The sequence below is a fragment of the Spongiibacter taiwanensis genome, from assembly GCF_023702635.1.
Classification (GTDB): domain Bacteria; phylum Pseudomonadota; class Gammaproteobacteria; order Pseudomonadales; family Spongiibacteraceae; genus Spongiibacter; species Spongiibacter taiwanensis.
In genome coordinates, this window is record NZ_CP098455.1 from 599927 (window position 1) to 623046 (window position 23120).

Below are 23120 nucleotides of genomic sequence, written 5' to 3' on the forward strand. Positions count from 1 at the left end.
GTCCTTGGAAACAGTGAAGGGAGGAATTCCATGGATCCAGCACCACACATCACACTCTCAGTGCCCAGAGCGTCCGAAACGAACATCTGGGACGCGCTTTCAGATTGGAACAAAGCCGCCTCAATCCTAAACCTCATCCTCGTTCATCGGAAAAACATGCCAAGAGATGTAGAAGACAAAATACTTCTTGATTTGCACGTCGAGAGCACACATCCCGCCCAATTTGGAATGTTCAACGAAGACGATTTCGAAACACTAAAAGCCATACTCTTCTCAGAAAAATCAGAGTTCAACAGCAAATTCCGCGACACAAAACAATCTACGAAAAATAAGATTCTGTCCTGCAGAAAAAATATTTCAAAAAATTCAGCGGAATTAATACTAAAAAACAATGAAAGGAAATCGGTTCCGAAAGATGAGCGCGCGATCCCGACCTTCACCGGCAAGAAATCAAGCATAAGAATCACAGGAAACGTGTCAGAATTAAATCTGCATGACGGCACCATCAAAACCATACACAGCAAAATAAATCACAAAGATTTTTCTTCTATTACGTCCACTTTTCTTAAACTTAGCGGAAAAACTCGGGAAAAAATTGAAGAAATTGTGGCAAACAATAGAATAACAAACATCGTATCAATTAATACTTATCAAGCGGACGAAGAACAACTAACCCACACTTATGAGATAATCAGAACAGACCTCCATAAGGTTTTATCGCTAATAGCACAAGTATTAGCAGAACTCGAAATTGAAGACGCTGATAGAATTCCCGATTCAGGACATGATCTTTATGACGACAATTGAAAATACATCACGAAGGCTCAGTCACCACAGCGTTAATCTCATTACTAAGCTTGCCGTTCTATCGGACGGTTACATTGAACAATCTCCCCATGATTGAGATTCGCACCTAGTCGGAGTGGACAAAGAGAAAAATCAAATGAGTATTTTCAGCGATGCCAACAAGACTTGCGATCATAAGCGCTTTCATGGCAGTTATTGTAACTGCCTTACTTTCGTATCACATTTGTGATGGTCGACGTGAGGATCAATTGCTGTTAGACCGCGCAAAACGTAATCTTGATAGCGACCCAGCGTACCACACCACAGAAGCCTTAATTGATGCGTGACTTTCTTGGATTGCGGCCATCTGCATCATTGGCCCGATAGCCCTCCGCGGATTTTGGCGCCTTAGAGCGGAAGCAGAGCTTGCGCAGTGCCAAATCAAAAATGACCAAATCACCCGCCACCTCTATGGCAGGGCGCGTCTAAACCAGAGCGAATAACTCTCCGAGAAACTCGGGAAGATTCCAGGTCTAGGGGGTCTCCGCACAACCTTTGAATATTGGGGTGTTTGAGAATAGTGGCGACATTTGTGGGCGCTCACAGGATCAGTGGGTCATCATATGGGCGACTAATGACGGCATTGCGGAAATCGGCATCGTTACTGAATCTGTCATCAAACTGCAGGTTGTCAATCAGCGCTGTTTCGGATTTTGGAAGATCATCCCCAATCATTTCGGTCAGCCCGAGGTCTTTGCGCAGCAAGTGAGCCACGAGTTCACCGGCCTTCGTCTTGGCCCAGTCGATGTGCTGCTCTGGAAAGTCCTTCCGCATATCGTTACCCACATTGAGACTATTCACGACAAAAGTGTTCCCTGGGGGCAGAAGAGTAAGGTGTCCCTTTACGTTGCTGGTTCGCAGTGTAAATCCCTTCACTGAATATCTGCCATGAACACCTCTAATCGCCATGTCATCTTCGCCAACTCGCTTTAAGCTTTCGTAGTAATCAAAGGTTCCATTGTCGTTGATCACGAGATAGATGTGGCCGGCGTAGGCGACGCCATCCACCCAATAAGCGCTACTTGCGGTGTCATCGATCATGCCAGCGTAAAGTCCAGGCTTCAGCGGGATGTTGGGCGTATTGGAAACCCCTTTCGCGACCTCTTTATAAAACTGCTGTTTGTCGACGATGTGCTTTTCGTACTCGGTGCCAACGGGGTCTCCGAACGGGTTGTCCAGGGACATTTTCCCGCTCACCTCGGTGGTACTCTTGAGGCTTTCGTCAATGACAGCTGCACCCGAGATGTCGGAATCCGAACAGCCGGTAATCGCCACCAGCAATAAGGCTGCTGAGAGAGCAATGGTGAAAGTTCGCTGAATAGGCATCGTGGCGACTCCTCTTAACTGTTGGAGAGGATTATGACGCCAGAAAAAACTAATGCAAATTCTGCCCAGGGAGGAAGGATAAACATGCGCGGACGCGCGCTATGTCCGGGGGAGGCTAGTGGATTAGTTCCGCATGATTGGGTGCGCAAACTGCGGTTTGTTGAATTGCATCCAAAACTGACCTAGGGGGATGCGGATAAAATCTTGGACTACTTTGGAGGTAGTCCATGTATTCATACGAAGAACGTCTTCGTAGGTCCAAAATCTCATTCCTCTGCGCGATATGCCATACACTAGGGAGATAAGAGGGAAACGCAAAGCTCCTCCGCCGTTATCGTTTTCACTGGACTGGGCTCTACGGGCTGGTTCCAAAGTCTTTGCCTGGCATCCTCCTGCGTTAGGGTCTGCTTTCAATGAAAGCCCCTCAACCTCCAATCTGGAATTTCTATCCACTAACATAGCGATACATAGACGCAATATTTTTTCGCAATCCATCCAAATGGTAAAATCTTGGTATTTAATTTGCTTGAAATCGAGTGCCGCCCCAGCCATACTCGATCACAGAATAGCCACCATTCAACACGGCTTCTTCATTCAAACCCCTTCATTGATACGGAAGTTGAATATGGTCATACCTCTGGTTCTTATTCTTTTATCGCTCTTGCTTATCGCGGCGAGTATTCGAATCCATCTCCGCACCCCGGATCAAAGCCCGCAATGCGAGTCACAAGAACATTCCTCAAGTGACGAATGTGGCATTTCTCCGCTTTCAACAACCTTCAACCCGCTTACACTCGGCTTTACCGACGATGACGACCGCATCGACTGACCGGTCGTCATCTTGAGTCTCTCCGGCTCGAACTACCTCCTGTCCGCCTTTTTGAGCCCATGTCATCGGAGTCCTCAGGCTCCTCACCAGTAACCATTGCATTCGCAGCCTTCGCCATATCATTCAAGGTTGATCTCGTCAGCCCTTTGTTAACGGACTCATTTTTCTCTTCCGCCTGTTTAGCTAACTGTTGCGGTGTGCGCTGCTCTTGCTTCCCGCCGATAGAATTTTTCTCCGCCTTCACCTTGTTTGGTTCGGTCTGGGCATCGACCTCGTCAACAAATGCCTGGTAAGCCTCCTGATCAGCTTTCTCACCTTCCGCCATGAAAGCTCTACAACCCTTCTCTTGAAGCGCAGCCAGCTCGCTCCCCACCCCAGCGGTTGCTGCGGCGACCGCATCGCCAGCTATGGACGCTTCGTTAGCCACCGCCGCTGCTTTTTCTTCCACCCCAGGCGCCAAGCCTGCATTTGACCCAGCATTAATACTGTGATCCATAGTTAATCCCGACGTCATCCCGATGTCAGCTAATCGCAAGATAGATTCGTTCGCTGCTTCTTGATCTGCCGGCTTGGTGCTACCCCTTCCATGCAGCGCCCATAACGATGCCGCCACCTCCGCCTGCTCTCTACCTTCCGCTGTATCAAGAAAGCGCGTTCCTACCAAAGACTGCTGTAAGTCCTGCACCGCCTATCCCAGCCCGAGATTCTGTATTGCCTGCCTAACTTGCCCCAGCCCCCCCAGCTTGAATTAGTTGGTTAGCCAGCACACCTTCGTCCACTTCTTGCTTAGCCCCCAAAGTGCTGGTCCGAGATTTTGCCTTCTCATAAGACTGTGATGCAGCCTCTACTTTGGAGTGAGCGGCATTGAGTTCCTTCGACTGCGCATGGTGTTGAGATTCCTTGAGCGTGTCCCGCTTATCGCTTCCGATGCTCGCATCGATGGCGCTAGTTCGTCGAAAAGCCCTGAAATCCATTTCAAACTGGACGAGGTCGTGCTGGTTCCCGATATCGCCGCCTGGCGAAAGGGTCGCCCACTCATAATACCGGATGATCACAAGTTCATGACCAAACCCGACTGGATTTGTGAAATGACCTCGCCGGCAGCAAAGGATGTCTGTCTGCGGCGGAAGTTAGCGCTGTATGCCCAACTAGGCATAACGTATTTATGGCTGGCTACCCCTGAGCAGTGTGAAATCGAAACGTATCAGTGCACCGGTGACGAATGGGTGAAAACGGGTACCTTTTCCGGCTGTGAACCGGTGTGCGCTGAACCCGTTGCTGAATTGGATATGCCGGTTACTGCGCTACTGGGCAGGGACAACTAGCCAGAAGACCAGCTTTAGGCCAGCAATGGTAAATAGCCCGCGAGTAAGACGCTGCAATGAGAAAGGCGTCAATTGATGACAAAACTTCACGGAGCTACGGCAAAATGGCGGCTGGAAGCGCGCGTCTCCAAGGAGATCCACCGTCAGCTTCAATGAAGCTGCCTTTCTGTCCGGACAGACGTTGTCCGGCTTCATCATTCGCTCCTTGTGCGAGTATCGTAAAAGTCTCTACTCGAAACCTCGATTATTCTTCGGGGAGATTACACCTGGATTTGCATTAGGTCTGTTTTGACCCGAAAATTATGCCAACTACATGATTGGTGTAAGACAATGCGCTTAGTCCTCATCGCAGCTCTGGGATACCTCGTCTACAGTCAGATCAGCTTTGCCGGTGACTGGGCTGAGTACCTGTGCCCTGATAGTCACTTTCACGAAATAGATGAAATCGCCTATCGTAAGGAGTCCTTGAGCCCAAATCTTCTTAACGCGGAGGTAGAGCGAAAGGTCTATTCCGGATTCCACGACCACTTTTTCTTCTCTGGACAAGGGCGCCATAGCATCGTCACTGCCAGATATGCCAGAGGATCGTCAAAGGAGCAGGCCGTGCTGATTGGCGGCCGTAGCCCTGTCGTGGGTATCAATCTTCAGCTAGACCAAGGTGAAGTGGTTGGCCGGGTTTCACGGATGGCATACACCGGCCAGGTCATAGATGATGAACTGATCGCATATAAGCGCAAGGAACTGGTGGTGATTACGGCGATTGAAGGGATGGCAACTTCAAAATACTATTGCAGCGAATGCGGCACGGATAAGCCCATCACCATTGGCATCTTTAACATAGTTACAAGCTTACTAAAGCCAAACACGACTTTACCTGGGAGGAAGGGCTATGTTCAATTCGCATACCGCGAAGGTATCGCCGTTAACCATGGAATTGATTTGAACAGCGGATATTGCAACATTAAGTTTTCGGATGACCTAGATATAGTTGATTATGAGTGCGCAGTCAGATCCCGGCACTTATTGAACACTGCTAGACTAGAAGATCTTCGGTTAAATGACAAATACTACCGACCGCTACTCAGCTGGGATTTGTCGGAAGCGGTGACGTTTCTCCCCCCGGATAAGGAGACCTTGATGGGCCCATTTCCGGCGTTTGTACTAAAGGCTCCCTCAAAGGGTGGCGTGGTTTCAAGGGTTGTATTGCGAGGTAGAGAATCTCTTCTACTTAGGGCCGGCTTAAGGCCATACGATAGCCGCTAGTCTGGGTGGCGTGCAGAAGGACGCCACCCAGCTATTCCTTTATTTTAAGCTGTTTTTGTTCTTTTCCGACAGGTAAATTTTACGGAGATTTTTAGCGTAATCGCGTCTGAGCTTTCTGAGTAATAGCTCGCTTGCGTCCAGTCGAATCGTTTTAATCCAAGTGTTGATTTTAATTTAAAACTGACACGAAATTTGCATCTAAAATTGACCCACCTCGTTAGTCACGATTATGGCGTTATTTTTGGTTTCCTTCCGCTTTGTTTTTCCTCCTGATTCGTCGTTGTGCGTCTCGGTAAAGACAAGTTGGAATTGTACAAACTTTCTGCTTTTTAATCGCGATTTTCTTGTTGATAGTAGGAACGTCTATAGGTTATCCAATTTTACAGACTGCTCTTCCGTTAAATATTGATGGCAAGCATTAATATCTGTATACGATCTTAAATCAACATCATTTCCCAAGGCCGGCTTCAATTAAAACGGCAAACCTATGAGCCAAGGGAATCTCTGCACAACCTCTAGAATTTGAGACAATTCTGCGACCACCCATTTTAACCGGACTACTGCATGAGCCAGCTTACCTTCGCCGAAGCCGAATACCAGAACAAAAAGCGTAAAACGCGGCGGGAGCTGTTCCTTGAAAAAATGGATGGCTTAATTCCCTGGGCCAAGCTGGAGAAGAGGCTTCGCAAGCACTATCCCAAGGGTGAGAATGGAAACCCGCCTTACCCGCTGCCCATTATGCTTCGGGTGCATTGCCTGCAATTGTTCTACAACCTCAGCGATCCGGCGATGGAGGATGCGTTGTACGAGATCGAGTCCATGCGCCGCTTTGCCGGGCTGCGATTGTCCGACCGGCTGCCAGATGAAAGCACCATTCTCCGCTTCCGTCATTTTTTAGAGCGCCACAAATTGGGCAAAGTGATCTTCGATACCGTGAGCGCCCAGTTGCGTCAGCAGGGCCTGATGATGCGTGAAGGCACCATTGTTGATGCCACGATTATCGCCGCGCCCAGCTCAACCAAGAATCAGGAGGGCGAGCGAGACCCCGAGATGCACCAGACCAAGAAAGGCAATGAATGGCACTTTGGCATGAAGATGCATATTGGCGTGGATGACCGGGACGGCTTGATTCACAGCATCGAGACCACATCCGCGAATGTGCATGATCTTAATGCGGCAGATCAGCTTCTATATGGAGAAGAACAGCGGGTCTGGGGTGATGCGGGTTATACCGGCATCCATAAGCGAGATGAATTTACAGATCGGGATGTCGATTGGCGTATTGCGCTACGCCCCGGCACCCGGCGCAAGCTGGCTGACCCGCTGCAGGAAATGCTGGAGGGGATAAAGGCCAGCGTTCGTGCAAAGGTTGAGCATCCGTTCCGGACGATCAAGCAGCAGTTTGGTTATGGGAAGGTTCGTTACCGTGGACTGGCGAAAAATACCAATCGCCTGTATGTCCTCTCAGCGTTCACCAACCTGCTGAGAGCGGAAAAATACCTGCCTTCGTAGGGAAGGTGCGTCTGTAGCCAGCCATATGGCTGACTACAGACAAGGCGGAACAGTAAATGGTGCTGTTTTGCGCAAATGGCGCGGGAAAACGACCATATTTTATGAGCGCGGGAAGTTGTGCAGAGCTTCCCAAGACAATAGTGAGAAAGGACTTACCGGATTTACTTGTCTCATATGCTCTGACGGGATACATTCTCCATAAATGTACTGAACTGGAGTGAGCAAAGTAATTCTTGAAACAACTTGTTTACTTGCATTCCAGATCGACTCTCAAATTGCATCGAATTTTGAACCATCTAACCGGAAACTAACTAACCGTTTTTCATCAAGTAGATATTTGAAAGTACGAGGGAATCAAATCCTGAAAATATTTGATATAAATGATTCAAATTCGCCTGTAATTCAACAGTCTAATTCTTCAAAGTTACAGGCTATTCCATCGAACCATCGGCGTAACTGCTCTACAGCAGGCCCCTGGAGTGCCACCCCCGCCTCAATTGACCGCTGCAACCCGTTCTCTGAAATATTGGCACTCCCCAGGTAACCCTTCATAGTATCGGTCGCCATTACCTTCGCATGAACGAGCGGCAACTGTCCGTTTGCCAGGGGCTTTGGAATAAGGATTTTTAGCGAACTTCCTTCGGCTTCCATCCAGTCGCAAAATGCTTTCAGGCCCGCCCGATCGCCATAATTGGGGCTTGGCCAGGTCATTACGGTAATAGATCTAGGGGCTGAGACATCTTTCCCTTTGTACACCTTCAGGTTGTTCACCCCATCAACACTCCAATATGGATTAACAATCAGAAGCTGCTCCTTCGCCTCAAACAACAATGCAGCCATGAAGCCTAGTAATGAACCCGCATTGGGCTGCATCCAGCTCCATGGGGCATGAATGTTGTCCTCATACTCAGCGGGGGCTGTGGCCAATATTCTCTCTAACTCGGGATAATGGAGCCACATATCCATTTGCCCCACCTGACTAGCTCTATAGGCCTGCCAGGGCACCGAGATAATTGCTGGGCTTGGCTTAACAGAAGACAGCCTTGCACTAAGTTCAGGGGGTAAGCAGCGGGTGTCTATAGAAACAGCCCCGCATAGCAGGGCATTGTTGATAGCGAGAGTCAGGTCATTGGCGATTTGCTTCGCCTGTCTAAATTGCATGCATCTGAAGCACTGGAAAAGCGCCTCGTATAGCGCAGCGGAGTTCACTGCCAGAATCCTTCTGGTATCGTAATCATGGCGGATGGGTCCAGCGTGCCACCGTGTATATAGCTACGCGACAATCCATGGTTGAAAGTCTCGCAACCTAAAACCTCTTGAATACAGCCGCTGCAGGCCGCGCCGCGATCGGAGCAAATAGGATCGAAAACGCACGTCAGCGCAAAATTGGATGCGTCGTTAAACCAGGCAAGCTGATGGTGACGGAAGAGTGTAAGCAGGCCGCCCGCTGTATAGTTTTGAACGCTTGTCACATAGAGCAGTATCGACAGATCCATTGGCAGGAGATATTCCATCACCGACTTTTCATCGTAACCGGTATGAGGCTTGATCGTCGCAAGCAAGCTGTGGCTGATGGAGTGGAGAAGATGGAATGGGGCGCTTTCCCTAAGCGGCCGGTCTTTTGTTGCCCCCAACACGTCTGGCGGCGACATGGATAGTGCCGGACAGTTCAGCAGCAAATAAGCTTTGGCTCTAACTTCGTCGTCAACCACATCACTACCTGGATTTTCCCAACCTGCCTGTTCTACACACCAGCGTAAAACGGCGCATGGGTCAAGCTTGATCTCAATGGCCTCAGTTTCCGCTGGCAGCGCATAAAACAGTTGCTTCCCTGCATAACGCGACGAGGCCACGTCTTGATATGGGCTTAGCACGACTGGCGGTACACCATCCCCTTCGGGGGGCGATGATAGCTCTCTGGTGAATCCAAGGCTCGCCAACACGACATTGACCTGTGGATAATGCGAGACCTCTTTAACGTGAAAACGTTCCTTGAGCAGTGCTATCGAGTTATATGTATCGCTTCGTTCCTCGGGGCAAGATATCTGGTCTGCGTACCGCTTTGTTGTTTCTCGCTCTTTGAAATCCTGCGGAAGCAACACCGCCTCGACCGCTCTGCGGTTATGAACCAAGGTAGCGAGCAACTCATCGTTGTGAATGTATTCTTCCACGCCCGCAAAGACGCCCTGCGCGCGCTTCAACTCTCCCTCAAGCTCTGTGATCTTGTCCTTTGAAAGTTGCTGCATTGTTTGCAGCGTATCTTCAGGAAGACCCATTTGATCTAGCTGGGAAAGCACATTGCGTTGTTTGTTCAGCTCTTTGGTGATGCGTTCAATTTCTCCGTCGTCAGGGCCTGCCTTGCCGACAGAATCGCGTAGGTAGTTGATTAGGTCTTCCCCGCTGGCAAGGCCAAGCAACGCACTCGCAATACCCTGGCCGACATCTTTCCCCAGCGGAGTCAACGGATCATCAATGCCACCTGCAAGAGCCATGGCATTGGCAACCATGCGCCCTGTTGATTCGTTCAAGCATAAATACTGAATGTTTTTTGGATACAGACGGTCTTTATTTGTAACCGGTGTCGCCCTCAGACTGGACTGGGCACTGTCTGGATAGAGCGACAAGCAGGACCGGCAGTCTGGTTGCAGCGAGTGAAATTGATCACCGTTATCCATATCCACAAAATTACTTTGAAACACACCGCCGCCGGTTGCCTCGTACTTCAGGTTAGAGGATCGTCTTGCTCCACCTGGCGTCTGTAGCGGAATCATCACCCCGCAACGGTGGATGGCAATCAGCTTAAGCTGCTTCATGTGGCCGTTACAGCCCGGGTAGCGGCAAGGGATATACGGCTTTCCGCCGGCTCTTCGGATGCGGCGATGAGCTTCAGATCGCTTATCGGACTCATCCCGCGGGTTCAGGTGGTAGTCGAGTTTCTTGCAAACGCTGCAGGTCAAAAGCATCGGAAACGGGTCAACATACACACCGTCCGGCGATACTATTTTGATCTCGTCGTGATACTCGAGCGCGCGCTCCAAGGCTGGGTCAATGACGGCATTGGTCAGTTCACCCCATTGCTTTATCACACGCGAAGCAACTGAGATGAGCTGCTGAGCATCAATTCGACTCGCATCCTCATCATTGTTTGAGACCCCTGCGACCTTTGCGTAGCTGTAGTTTTGAAGGCGGACAATATTGCCTGGCAGTAGCCCGTCGTAAAACAATTTGCTTTTATTAATACCCTCATCCAAAAAGCCAGCCATTAGCGATCTCCCAGTGCTTCTAAAAGGTCTTCCGAGATAGATTCATTTACGCGAACTGAGACGCTGATTTCAATATCCCGCAAACTGCGCATCGGCCGATTACCCAATATGCGCTCCAGTGCTTCTGCAGGGCGCGCAGTAGCAAGCTGGCTGGGCAGATTCTCCAACCCATGCAGAACCCGTGTAATCGCCTTATCCAGCTGCATTTCATATTTTGCCAGCACACGATGATCGAAGAACGCGCGGGCAAAATCTGGAACACCAAGAGACTCTTTCAGCTGCGTGCGAAGACCATCCGCGGCGCCATTGGTGGTATCCCGAAGCGCGTCACGCAGGTTTCCAGCGCTCTTCAGAATTCCCTCACCACACCCTGGGTGATTGACCATCCAGTTCAGGATTGCGGCGTTAACCACCCCCGGCAGGGTCTTTTGGAGCAGGTTGGGAGCAAAGCGGTTAACCGGCACGCTCTCCACCATTCTATCCATGAAGAGGTGATAATCCTGGAAGTCCAAAAAGACATTCGTTTGAAACAGGGTCTTGCTGTTCAGGACGTTTAGAACGACGCCCGGCTCAACCCGGCCTGCGCGCGCCGAAGCCTGAAGGTATTCTGATATGGACTTAGGCCAGCCCGCCATAATCATAAAGTTCAGGCGATGCATGTCGACGCCATGCGAAACAACGCTCGTGGCGACTACTTGGCGGAATGGATCATCCGGCCGCTTGCGCTCAATGTGGTGGATGATTCCTTGGATATGGTCCAGCGTTGAGTTGCCGTCCAAATGTTCGTAGACACGCCCCATTCCCTCTTGAAACTCATCGAGCGCCCGGTGAATGTCCGTGTTGTCGTTCATTGAGTTGCTGTATAGCAAACAGGTATTCAGGTAGGTCTCGATGTAATCGAGCAGCACTGGCGCTTTGCTAACATCGACGCCGAGAGTGTCACAGACTGACTTCGGGTTAGCAGTAAGCTCTGCTCTCCATTCGTCAATCATTGTGAGAAACTTGGTGCTCGCCAACGCAGAGCTACGCTGCATGATACGGCCACTGCCAATCGGCAGTATCCCGGCGTACCAGCGTTGAATTAACGGCTTGCCATCCTCACCCAGTTCGACCCGCGAATAAAATGACTCTCCCCGCTTCATCCCTGGCGAAGGAAAGCGGCGGGCATGCTTTTGATACAGGTGGTGAATATGGTCTTCATACCCTTTGATGGTAGCCGTGGCCGACAACACCTTGGGTTCACGGCATCCCTGCGCCATCTGGAGCGCCCGCATTGTGGACTCATAGTGTGCGTCAAAGTTACCGGTGTTTTCTTTGAGCAGGTGAAGCTCATCCTGAAGGATAAAGGAGATGCCCGCTTTCAGGCCGGGTGGTGATGGCACCACTCTCACGGCCGACGTTTTGGTGTTGTTAGGACAGGAGTCCGATTGGTATTCCCCGTCGCTATCGCGGGTGATGGATCGATGCTCACACTTCGTTGTCGAGCTGAAACCGTGAACCGGGCAGAAATACGGCGCGCTGCCTAAGAGCGCCTTGAAGCGACGGTTGTGGCCTATAACCGATAGTTTGTCGATGGTACCTACCAGCACGGTTGGGAGATAGCGGTAAACCTCTTCATCCGACACATAGATACCCAGCTCCCCGCGCGTACCCTCGCCATACGTACCCTCTGGCATTTCAGTGTTCGACCAGCATTCAGGGTTCTCGCAGACATGCTTCAGCCTGGCGTCCGGAATATCGGTGACGACCTTGATACTGTCCTGGTGATTGCAGTAGGGGCAGTCACTGATGAATTGCAGCTTCTCTCTTGAGCGCGCATCCAGCTTGGGCAAGAAATATTGCTCAGCGTTGTTGTAGTTGGAGCTGATACCGCTGGGCGTACCACCCCCGGTAAAATACCCAATAGTGAAAGGGTGCCCCGCGAGGGTGGCTCCCTCCCTGACCTTGATACGGTTGGCTTGGGCAACGGCATAGGAAAGGCGCTGAAACTGCTGCACGGACAGCATGCGCAGTGGGAACTTCATCCACGCCGTGGGTCCGTATAGGCGCTGGTACATCCGCTCGTAGAACATGGCCATAACGATGATGCCCATATAGGCTTCGGTTTTACCGCCGCCGGTGGCAAACCAGAGTACCTCGGCTGTCGAGAGATGATCCGTTAACTCCGACTCTGGGCTGCAGCGCTCATACACCGCCCTGACCTGCGTCAGAATGAACCCTAATTGGAACAGCCGCCACTGATCGATGGGTTTGCCTTGATGCTTAAAGCTCTCCAACATCGACTCATTCATCCACTTGAACGCTTGCAAGAGCTTGGGATGGGTCTCCAGCAGTGATACGCCATCGTCGATATTGGCCTTTTCTGCAACCAATAGCGCGCGCTCAGCCATGGCGACTTCTGCTTCGGACTCTTTGCCGGCGGCCAACATGCCGTCAATCTGCTTTTGCCACTCGAGCAAATAGGCATCCATTGCGGCAACCAATCCTTTGAGGGTTGGTACCGGATTCGTGGACAGATGAGCGAAGGATGGCTCTGAGGACATGCCCAACTCAGCGGGGCTCGGGTTCTTGATTCTGCTCAGCCCTGACACCGGGATGGCGTTGGTGCCATAGTGATTGTCGGCAATCTGCTCGATGGACGTGGTGATGCCATACCCTGGCACCCCGTCGTTTTCCATATACCGGTAATCCTTCGGCGCCAGCTTGTGGGGCAAAAGGTGGCCTTGCCCGGCGACCAGCTTGGTATTAAACCGGACATCAAACAGGAAGGCGCTGGAATCCAGGCCAAACGCTCTGGCCTCATCCCGCGTGGTGATGTTTTCCAGATAGATTTCGACAAGATGGGCGTTTGGCCGATCGCTCAGGCTGACTGGAGCTTTGCGGATGCGGGCCCGCAGGCGCACATTGTGCCGCATCAGGTCAGTTTCGCGCTCAAAGATATCGCGGGCGATAGTCTGGTTGAATTCGTCCTGATCGGCGATGGCATAGTCGCCACCTTCTGGCCAGTTGAACACAAACTTGGCCGAGCCTTTGTCCGTCAGCTCAGGCACCTTGAATATCCGCGGGTCTGTCAGGCACATGTCCTGAATGTCACTCAGGCCTTTAACGATACTGTTGGCGGCCGGAGGGGTAACCCATTGATTAAGGCCGGTGTTGATATTCATGCTCAGTGGAACGTCTTCAAACTGGACGGTGAGGCGGCGATAACTCAACACAATAGACTGGGTTGCTTTCGGGTCTCCGCCCTCTTTCTTGAGTCGCGAGCGCTGAATGGCGATATCTGGGATCTGCCGAAAACAGATATCGAATTGACCGCTTACCCGCGCTTCAACGTCACCACTCTCCGTTGGCTCAACAAGCAGCACCATGCCCATAGCGTTGGGCGCCTGCGCGCCCTCAAAGTCAGGCTTCGGCGCGTAGCCTATCGATCCTGCCAGTGCCATCTGATATGGCGCGAACTCGTTGTAGACCTTACCCGGCCAGGCAATCACATCCGTTTCCTTGTCGAAAAGACTTAGCGAAAACGCGTCGATAAGCTTGCGATTGATTGCTGATTTCTCAGCGAAACTGAGGGGCGGGGTTGTAGGCATGGTTACCGTTTCCTTGTGGGCAGGTGTCGCCCGAAATGATGTATGACCACTTTCTTATCTTGATCGTCCCAGTGAAAGTGGGTGCGAAAACACAGCTCTGGGTCTCGACTCGACCCTATTCTCAAGTGGCGACCGATATCAACGTTCTTCCCGTTATAACGCACGCTGTACGCGGAGGCATGCTGCCCTTGCGTAACCGCCGACATGCCGCCGGCATAGGTAATACCGGCGCGGCGAGAGGCTAGCTCGCAGTCAGAGGGATGTTTGTCACCCATAAACATGTCGAAGTACTCATTTTCCAGCAGCGACAGGCACTTCTCTGCCTTGTCGAGATTGCCGTAGTTTGAGTCCTCGGCAGACCTCACCGCCCGCGGTGTCACGACAACACGGTCACTGATTTCAGCATGGTCCTTTAACAGCCCGGAAAGCGTCCGGACAGTATCTTTTGGGGCATGCGGAAACTGGATGATTTTCTCTACGCCTTCAAGTCGAACCAGGTCGGATAACACCTCCTGGTTCAAAACCTTGGCCGCTGAGCCAGTTATCTCTCTGTCCGGAACCGCGGCATTGGCGATAAGGCGCCGCAAATCTTTGCCGAGGCCTCTGTGGATATTGCGGATATGCTGGATAGCCTTGGCAATCGGCTCAACCTCGGACGGCTTGGTGGCCACCCCCGCTATTTTGGCAACGGCAAACACATGCTCGGTGGTGCTTCTCACGCCATCACTGGGGCCAATGCCCGTGTGACGCGCCCAACCCTGGACTGCCGGCAACCCGATTTTGATACCTTCGGCGGTGAGAGCCTTGTGGAACGCATCGGTGCTGCCGGTCTTGTCTATCGCCAGGCTGACATAATCTTCCCACCGCGCGGAGAACTGGCGAACGAGGTCGTAGTCCGCCGTGTTATCGGATGTGTAGCTGATCAGAGTCTCAAGCAGCGCCTGGCAATCATCGCTCCCGTCATCGGTAAGCAAGAGGGTGTCATGCGTCGTAATGTCTTCGGCAGGGATTCGTTTGAGCTTGTCTTTGCCATCCTCATCCCGAACGACGTACACGCGCTGGCGGCGGTGGAATGAGTGTTTGCGCCCGGCATCGGTCAATACGACAACATCGTCATCGTCTGGCTCCCGGGCGCCGGATGGCGCCGGCTCGGCAATGGGTGCCATGAGGATGTCGAACCACGCGTTATCCTTGGGCAGTGTTATGTCGAGTTCGATACGGTGTTTGTATTGGCCCGAGCAGTCAGACCACACTTCCACCGGCATCCCAGTTTCAGCGGGATTGATATAGCGAAACGGACTGGGTTTAAGGTCCCACCACGACGGCGAATCGGCATCGCCATTGAGATAAGCCTTCCAGCGCTGACCGTGTTTGATTGCCCAGTACGACTCGGATTCATAGCAGAGCAGGTCAACGTTATTTGCCAGCGTGAAAGCCCAATAGCCTTGTAGCCATAAGGGGCCAACAAGGAGGAGTTTGTCGATGGGTGCTGTGCTTTTCCGGTAAAGGTCTCGACTGCTATTCACCCCGACAACGGACAGCGAACCGTCCGAGATTGACACGTTGTATTGGGCGATGAGCCAGGTTTGAAGAAGACTTGCTGAGCGTTCGCTCCCGACACCAATTGCAATGCGGGTACCGGTCTTAAGGTTTTCCTTTATCCACTTATCAACCGCCTGCTGTTTACCAACGCCCCCCTCTTCCAGCATTTCCAATAGCTGAGACGCCTGCTGCGTGAACAGGTACAGCAGCTCCTGATGCTCGCCGCTCGAAAGTGACACCCGACTCAGGTCGTCCAGCCAATCACTGACCGGCTTGACGGGATAGGGCCCTCCACGACGGTTGGCGTTTTGGTGATTCTCATGGAATGACAGGGGAACGGCCAACGAGCGCAGTGCACTGGTGATCTGGTCAATAGCCTTGATAGCCTCGCGGCCCGAGGGGCTGAACTTCACGGCCTCTTTAACCTGTCGGCCCTGGTCGCAAAGCAGCGTCAAGTGTTCGTTGAACGTGTTGTCTTTGGCGACGAGGATTCGCGGCCTCAAGTTTGTTTGGGTCTTTTCCTTGAAGAGCCCTCGCCCTACCGGCTGCCTCCATAGATTGAACGGCCTGCGAGCAATGTCCTGCTCAGTGTGAAAGTCACCCATCGCCGTCAGAATGACCACGGGGACGCTTGGGAAGTAGGAGTTCAGCGTTTCCAGTAACGTGCCGACGTCATCTCTTCGCCCGTAGGGTGTCGCATCGACAACCATGGCGAAAGGATGGCAATTGCCGACGAGATCCTCGCAAAGCTGTAACGTGTTCGCGCTGGATTGCGCAAGCAGTGTCCTTAGCACGCGATCGGGATTTAGGAGTGGAACAATGCCATCTCGATGACTGGCATTGGCGCGAATCATATCCACGCCAAGCTCCGGGTTGGTACGAAGACCAACAAACTGCTCGCGGCGGTTGGTCCAGACCACCAGGTCGGGACGCTCATACATATTGATACGATTAAACCACCGGGACTGCAGAACCCCGCTGTGAGCCTCCATGCGCAGCGCATGCAGATAACAAAGCAAGTGGCCTAAATCAGCGGCCCCCGCAACAGGCGCCGATAACCAAACCGACTGACCGTGCCTTAGCCTGTAGCCCAGCGCCGCGGCGGCGCTACCCAGCACATCGCCGCACGCCAGAGTCTCGATGTAGTTAAAGGCGGGAATCGCAAAGCGATACCCTTGCGCCTTTTCAATCCACTGAGGCTGTTGAGCCATGGACCATCTCCACCATGTGCTTGATTTCAGGGGCAACGCTGTAAACCAGTTTGCGCTGCTGACCCTGCATCGATTCTGCTTTGAGCAGGTCCATGGAGAGCAGCCACTTCAGGTAGCCGTCGATTTCAGACTCGGGGGTATCCGCCAACGAATCCACGCAGATGAGGTTGATGCCGAACCCGTCACGGTCAAAACCACTGCCATCCTGAGACAGCTGAACCAGCAAAGGCTCAACCCAGGGCAGGCTGAATACGCCCGCCATTTTCAGGAAGCTTCGGGAATTGCGCTCATCGGTTTCCGGCAGCGGCTGGAAATTGCGACCGAAATCGCGGATCGAGGTTGCATTCTTTTTGCTGCGGCGAAGCGTCACGACGGTATTCAGGGCGCAGTGCCAACCGCCGGTGCTGATTGCCGCCTCTTCAACCGCCGGGGCAGAGTCGACCATGTCGATCTGTTCCAGCAGCAAATTGATTGCGCAGCGCTTCCAGCGGGCCAAGTGGATAACGGCCTGGGCGTCTTCGCGACCCGCCGTAAACTCGGCGGCCTGCAGCCACTCCCAGTAAACAACGGGGCCAACCAGGAAGATAATTCGCACGGGATACTTCGACGCCTTCTGCGCGCTGCCAATGCTGTTTGAGGTATCCAAAAGACCCAGCAGCAAGGCAATGCCGACATCTTCAGCCACATCGATAACCAGCATCTGCGGCTTCTTCTCGGCGTTGGCAAACAACACGCCCATATTCTTGTCGAGGTCGGCGGGCGATTTGTACTTCGCGCTGCTGACACTGAACATCTGATAGGCCTTGTGAGAGGCCCCGTCTTTGAAGAAGGCCTGCTCGGTTTCAAAGAGCGAGGGCATCGTCAGGGCGACATCCTTAATACCCTGCGCATCCGAACCTACAACCATCGTCGAGGTGAAGTGCTTTGGCTGGATGAAGCCACGCTTCTGCGAATCGATTTCACTCACCATGCCGGTGATGGTTTTCTCATCACGGAAGGTAATGGGGCGCGGGTAGCTTTTCGCATCGGAGCGGCTGAACGAGCGGTAGTCCATCGGGTCGATTTGATCCATATCGATGATGGCTTGTTCCAGCTTGTTCTGGACGTCAAGCGTGCGCGACTCGGACAGCAGCTTTCTCACGCTGGAGTTTCGCAGTTCAAAGCGGCCCGATTCCAGTTCGAGCATGACGCCAAGACCAACCAGTTCGTTTAGGAAGTGTTTGAACTGGCGTTCTGAATAGGAGCCAAAGGTTTTCGGCGCCCAAATCGTGGCCAGGTCTTTTGCCTCAGCAACCGAGAAGCTCTGCGCACCGGTGCCTTCGTTGAGAATCGAGTAAACCATGACCAGATAACGTTTATCGAGGTTCAGGGTCATCTCGAAGCGTTCGCGGATCGTGTCCAGAACCTCTGGGACGTTCAATGCGGACTGCACGTTCTCGCGGGTGATGATGGTCTGCCCTACCGCACCATTGGCGTTGCGGCCCATGGAAATCAGCAGTTGGTTACAGAGTATCTGGATCAGGCCCGGGTGACGGTTTGTTGAAGCGAGAATCGCATTCACCACATCGGTCGACTCAAAGCGGTAACCTGCCGCCTGGATGGGCTCAACCACCAAATGCGTTGCTTCACGCGATGGCATGATGCTGACCTGAATGGAGCTACCCAACTGGCTCAGCGGATAGTTCGGGCTGTCTTCAAAGCGCTTCACGTTTGCCAGACCGCCGATAATCATCTTGAAGCGACCTTGCACACCCTGGCCCCGCATCAGCGAACGAATCGCACGGAAGATGGGGAAGTCATGAGCGAAGTCGATCTTCAGAATGGGGTCGATCTCATCGAACAGGGCGATGATGTGAACATCCTTTCTGGAGGTGATCGTATCGGTCACGGCCTTCTCAAGCAGCTCGGAGGTGCGCTCTTTCACCGGATCGGCGATAAGACCATCGATCAGCATGAAGTCGTACAAACGACCCCACACCTCGCGCTTGGCCAGATCCAGCGACTCTTTGCGCTGCGGATCATCGCGGCACAGTTCACGGTCGAGCGGGCTGTAATAGGCATAGTGATGCTGGCGAGGGTTGTGATACGCACGCTGCACCGCTTCCAGAATGGTTGATTTACCCAGCTGGCGACCGCCATAGACAATGGCCGCGCCACTGCGCATGTCGAGCAGACTGGTAATTTCGTGCTCGCGACCGAACAGCATTTCCGGTTCCGGCGGACTTGCCGTCTTACCGACATACGGGTTGTAGTAGGTGTACGGCGCGGCTTGCCACAGGAACTTCTCAGTATCAGTCGTCCCCAGTTCGTCGTTATCCACGGACGCCAGGAAGACGAGCGATACCGGGTCAATCAGGAAGATGGTGCGCTGAGCATCTTTACAGTAGCGGGCGAATTCATCGCGGTGCTCCGGCGTAATCGGAGTAACCGAAATCAGAATACAGTTGCCGGCGCTCGTACTGCGGTTCTGCAACTGCTCACGCAGGTTGTCCACCGTCCAGTTCTGGTAGGCAATGATGACCGTCCAGTACTGCCCGTCTCGGCGCGGCCCAAAGTACGGGAAAGGACGCCGAGACTCCTGCGCTTTAAGCTGCAAATAAGTGAAGCTGGTGCCGTGAGCCGTGTCGTGCTTGATACTGTTTTGCACTTTGGCGTTATAGGTTGCCTCGGTCGGGGCTATCCCTACTGCTGCCAGAATACCAGCCATCTGCTCGAACAGCGTCTGGTTGAGCTTGGCAGCGGGCTTCTTGCCAAGCAGTTCATCCATCACCTGCAGAGGACGTTTAAGCTGTGTCGCTTTGGTAATCGACAGGCCCATCTTTGCGCCGCCTTCATTCGCCTCGGTGAGCACGTCGCGGCGCAGGCCTTTGCCCTGCATGAAACGGAAGATGCCGGGTTGTTTTGTGATGAATTGAGACAGTACCGGCAACTCTTTGATGTCGGGGGCGCGCATGCGCTCGCCGCGCTCGATGTGGCGATCGAGGTCTGCGAGCATTTCCTGCACTACCGGCAGGTTGTCTTCAGACAGAGCGCGCTCAATGCTTTCCACCCAGGAATCCGGCACCGCATCGGCAACTTGTGACCGCAGTTTCTCTACGCCTTCGATGTAGCGATTCTCGAGCTTTTCTTTGAGGGAGGCTGTTTTCGCGCGCAGTTTGCGGTCGACGCTATCGATCTCGGCCTCAACGTCATCCATGGGGCGGATGGTGTCGAAGCTTTCAATCTCATCTCGAGCCTCTTCAAGCTGGGTAATGAAATTCTGTGGACCTTGTTCGCTGAGCAGACCACTGTGCGCGGCCGTCTCGACCATGGACTCGAGGTTAATGCAGCGATTGAGTAATTTCTTTTTCTCGCTCTCAAAGGCACGCTTTGTGGCTGCACCATCAATCGATACCCCGCCCAGTTCAAGGCGCTGACGGATCACCTCGGCCATGTGAACGCGGCCGGCGGCGAGAGCGGACTCATAGGCATGGCGCGTCTCAACCTGAACACCCACGTTGCCGATCATCCAGCGAACGGCCTCAGAGGTTTCATCGCTACGATGTCCTGTCTCCAAAAACATTTTTTGGCGAGGGTGGTAATACCAACCCTTTACCATGTCGTAAGGCAGGCGAGGAACTTCGCGGTTGATCACGCGGAGCAGGCTAGACAACGTCGCCGCGAGGAAGCCCATACCGGCAGCGGCACCCGCGCTCGATGCGGCCTTTGATCCTTCAGCAAAGAAGGTGATGGTGTTTTCAAGGCGCGTAATGAATTTCTTCGCGTACTCTTCGGATTTGTCGCTGTGAACTGGGCGGTTAACTGCCAGCCATTCACGGCACATTGACGTCAGTGCAGACATCTTGGCAAAAAACCGCGTCATACCGATCTTGGTGATGTCCTCACCTTGATACATATTGACGTGTTGCAGCAGTTCGACAAGCAGGCGCTGAGCGTCTTCTGGCGTTTGGTACTGACCAACGAACTGCTCAATGAAGGTGTACTCTTCGCGCTTGTTCAAGATGAGAGCGTCGGTCACGCGACCAAACAAGCCTGATTCAAGACTCAGTGACTGCGCCTTGCGGTAGGGTGCATAGCCTCGCGTTGCGGTGACAATTTTCTTGCACCACTCTTCCACCTGACCGGTTTCGAACTTCTGCGCCTCTTGGGCGGCGCCCGCTTTGGCCTGGCGAAGCAGTGACAGTGTCATTTTCTCGCCGCGGCGCGCCATTTCTGCCGTCTCAGAAATCAGGCTGGCCGTGTTTTTATCAAACATGGTCTCAGGCAGCGAGGCTAACAGAAGATGTCCCGTGGACTCGGTACCGCCAAAAACGGTCGGTTGGAATGCCGCTGCAAAGACTAGGTAAGGGAGCATCTCTCCGCCACGCTGTTTTGACCAGCTCTCAATATCGGCCGGGGTAATGCCGTTCAGTGTGCGCTGCGATTTAGAAAAGACCGCGCGATCGTCAAAAGTGTTCACGCCGTAGTACGCTGCTTTGAAAAGGTGCCACGGCAAAAAATCTGTGCTTAGCTGGGTCTCTTCGAGCGAATACGATAGCTGCGCAGCGTAGTTAACCTGTTGCAGTACGAGGCTTTCATTAAACAGATCGTTGATTTTCTCGCCGGGTATGAAGGCATCCTGCTCAAGTGCATCAAGGCATTCCTGCCCAATCACAGTATGAGCTCTGGTGGTAACCTGTTTGACCTCTTCTTTAACGATCTCTTGCTCCGAGCCAAGCTCTTCTTCAGCGACCCTTTCTAGCTCTGGCTCTGGTACTGGTACTGGTTCACGAGTCTCTGCCTGATCAGGAGTTGCCGTATCAGAATTGGCAGGGCTGCTTTCCTGTGTTTCCTTGGTGACAAACGTCTCACGCTCGAGGGCCCGCTCGGCATCTTCGCTAGGTGGTGTTAGCTCGCCCTCAGGTTCTGCTTCCTGCCCATCGCCGGAACCGTCGGGAACAAACTCAGGAAGCAGAGCCATGATTTCAAGGCCACGTTCTCTGGGATAGGCAGTGGCGGTGAGGGCCTTATCTTCCTTGCTCATATCACCCAAGTCAGGGTAGCAAAGCTCATAAATATCCAGAGCAAGATCGCTAAGCTGGGCTTCCAACGCAACCTTTTCACTAGTGGCGGCAGCAATCGCGTTTTTGTGATCGCGCTTATCTCGAATATTTGATGGTTCCTCTTTCGCCCCAAGTTCCTCCAGTTTCTCAGTCAGCTTGGATAACTCGTCCTCCAGCTCGACAACGCGTTCGATACTTGGTTCGGCGTCGACGACCACAGCGCGCAGCGAGTCGACAACAGTCTTCGGAGTTAGGTCCAGGCCCCCACACGCAGACCAAATAACCCAATCTATCGCCAGGGTTGCACCATCCTCGCCAGAAAAATGTCTTGCCATTGGTGATGGCGGGTAAAGGAACGAAAGCACCTCGATTACACGCTTGGTAAACTCGTCGAACTCCTCTTGGCTCAGTACCGCTTTAGTTTTTTGTCTCAAGCTAATTGAGGTGGCCAACGCCAAAATTCGGCGGGAAAGAGCTTTGTCCTTCGGCGATGCTTTTAATGAATTTGCCGCAGATATCATTTCCTCGCAAAGTGAGGGAACCGACATTACTTCCAGATCAAGGTCTGAAATAGAGTCTGCGACCGACTGTCGCTTTTCCTCAGGTGTCTCTATTTCGATTTCTGTATAAGTACCTGGGTCGAGTTTGGAAATCATCTTCTCGTAGTAAGGCACAAATATTTGCGGGTTTTCTTCTAAAGCTTCGTTAAGAGTACTCAAGTTAAATACAGTACCGACTGACCACACCACCATTGCGGCAAGGGATCGTCGTTCGTCATCCAGTTCAGCCCAATTTTCGACGTCCTCGTTAAGCTGCTCAATTAAGGCCGGGATTCTTAATTGAAGCTTTGATAGGACTGCTTCCAATTCATCTAAATGTTTTCGATCCCCATCATCCAGTCCGGAATTTCGCGAAAAATCGGGAACTTTTATAAGCGACGCCGCGCAGCTGTCAGTCGGTGGCTCAAACTTATTCAGCGATGGTATGGGGGTAGGTGCAGAGGCAAATCGGAAAAAATCCGGCATATACTGTTCAATCACTGCCTTATCCCATGAGTAGAGATTGCCGTCGTGATAGGTATCTTTACCACTGTTGACAACCTTCTTGAGGGTAAACAAACGGAACCAAGGGGTGGAATAGAAATTGACAATAACGTGATTTGGGTTGCTTTTAGGGCAGACGGAGGACGTTTCGCCTTTCAGGCTCTGTACCGCTTTCTTGGCTTTGCCAAGTTTTGCCCTGTCCATCCCTAGTGTCTTGCTGAACCCGGTCAAAGAGAACTTTCCGCCCGAGAGTAGTTGGCAATCCGGTAGACCTACTGGCGTTTCCTTGAATTGATAGCTTTTCATTTAAGTCCCTTGCTCTGAAGAG

Annotated in this window: 11 protein-coding genes; 4 read left to right on the plus strand and 7 right to left on the minus strand. The window is 52.5% G+C overall.

The genetic code is table 11. The features are described 5' to 3' along the window. The first annotated feature begins 30 nt into the window (after window positions 1–30). Window positions 31–807, plus strand: coding sequence for a hypothetical protein (locus NCG89_RS02930; RefSeq protein WP_251088281.1), 777 nt, complete (start codon window positions 31–33; stop codon window positions 805–807). Window positions 808–1386: 579 nt separating this feature from the next. Here NCG89_RS02930 and NCG89_RS02935 read toward each other — a convergent pair. Beyond that, window positions 1387–2172 (minus strand): hypothetical protein, encoded by a 786-nt coding sequence (locus NCG89_RS02935; RefSeq protein ID WP_251088282.1) that lies wholly within the window; start codon window positions 2170–2172, stop codon window positions 1387–1389. Between the two features lie 836 nt (window positions 2173–3008). After that, the gene (locus tag NCG89_RS02940) at window positions 3009–3686 is read right to left on the minus strand and encodes a hypothetical protein (RefSeq protein WP_251088283.1); all 678 of its coding nucleotides are present in this window, start codon (window positions 3684–3686) and stop codon (window positions 3009–3011) included. 169 nt (window positions 3687–3855) lie between these two features. Here NCG89_RS02940 and NCG89_RS02945 point away from each other — a divergent pair, with 169 nt between their 5' ends. From NCG89_RS02945 to NCG89_RS02955, 3 genes are all read left to right on the plus strand, one after another. Next, complete coding sequence (locus NCG89_RS02945) at window positions 3856–4326, plus strand: Uma2 family endonuclease (protein WP_251088284.1); 471 nt, start codon at window positions 3856–3858, stop codon at window positions 4324–4326. 330 nt (window positions 4327–4656) lie between these two features. Further along, on the plus strand, window positions 4657–5589 hold the full coding sequence (locus NCG89_RS02950; RefSeq protein WP_251088285.1) for a hypothetical protein: 933 nt from the start codon (window positions 4657–4659) through the stop codon (window positions 5587–5589). Window positions 5590–6153: 564 nt separating this feature from the next. After that, complete coding sequence (locus tag NCG89_RS02955; RefSeq protein WP_432757880.1) at window positions 6154–7101, plus strand: IS5 family transposase; 948 nt, start codon at window positions 6154–6156, stop codon at window positions 7099–7101. A gap of 402 nt (window positions 7102–7503) precedes the next feature. Here the strand turns inward: NCG89_RS02955 and NCG89_RS02960 are convergent, their stop codons facing one another. The 5 genes from NCG89_RS02960 to NCG89_RS02980 are packed head-to-tail and all read right to left on the minus strand — an operon-like array spanning window position 7504 to window position 23098. After that, window positions 7504–8310, minus strand: coding sequence for a phospholipase D-like domain-containing protein (locus NCG89_RS02960; RefSeq protein ID WP_251088286.1), 807 nt, complete (start codon window positions 8308–8310; stop codon window positions 7504–7506). Continuing rightward, a complete protein-coding gene (locus NCG89_RS02965) occupies window positions 8307–10364 on the minus strand; it encodes a DUF8724 domain-containing protein (protein WP_251088287.1) in 2058 nt (685 codons plus the stop codon). The genes NCG89_RS02960 and NCG89_RS02965 overlap by 4 nt, the downstream gene beginning before the upstream one ends. Then, on the minus strand, window positions 10364–13954 hold the full coding sequence (locus NCG89_RS02970; RefSeq protein ID WP_251088288.1) for a DEAD/DEAH box helicase: 3591 nt from the start codon (window positions 13952–13954) through the stop codon (window positions 10364–10366). Before NCG89_RS02970 ends, NCG89_RS02965 begins: the two co-directional genes overlap by 1 nt. Before the next feature lie 2 nt (window positions 13955–13956). After that, window positions 13957–16707, minus strand: coding sequence for a DISARM anti-phage system protein DrmE domain-containing protein (locus tag NCG89_RS02975; RefSeq protein ID WP_251088289.1), 2751 nt, complete (start codon window positions 16705–16707; stop codon window positions 13957–13959). Then, the gene (locus NCG89_RS02980; protein ID WP_251088290.1) at window positions 16682–23098 is read right to left on the minus strand and encodes a P-loop NTPase family protein; all 6417 of its coding nucleotides are present in this window, start codon (window positions 23096–23098) and stop codon (window positions 16682–16684) included. Before NCG89_RS02980 ends, NCG89_RS02975 begins: the two co-directional genes overlap by 26 nt. Window positions 23099–23120 lie beyond the last annotated feature (22 nt).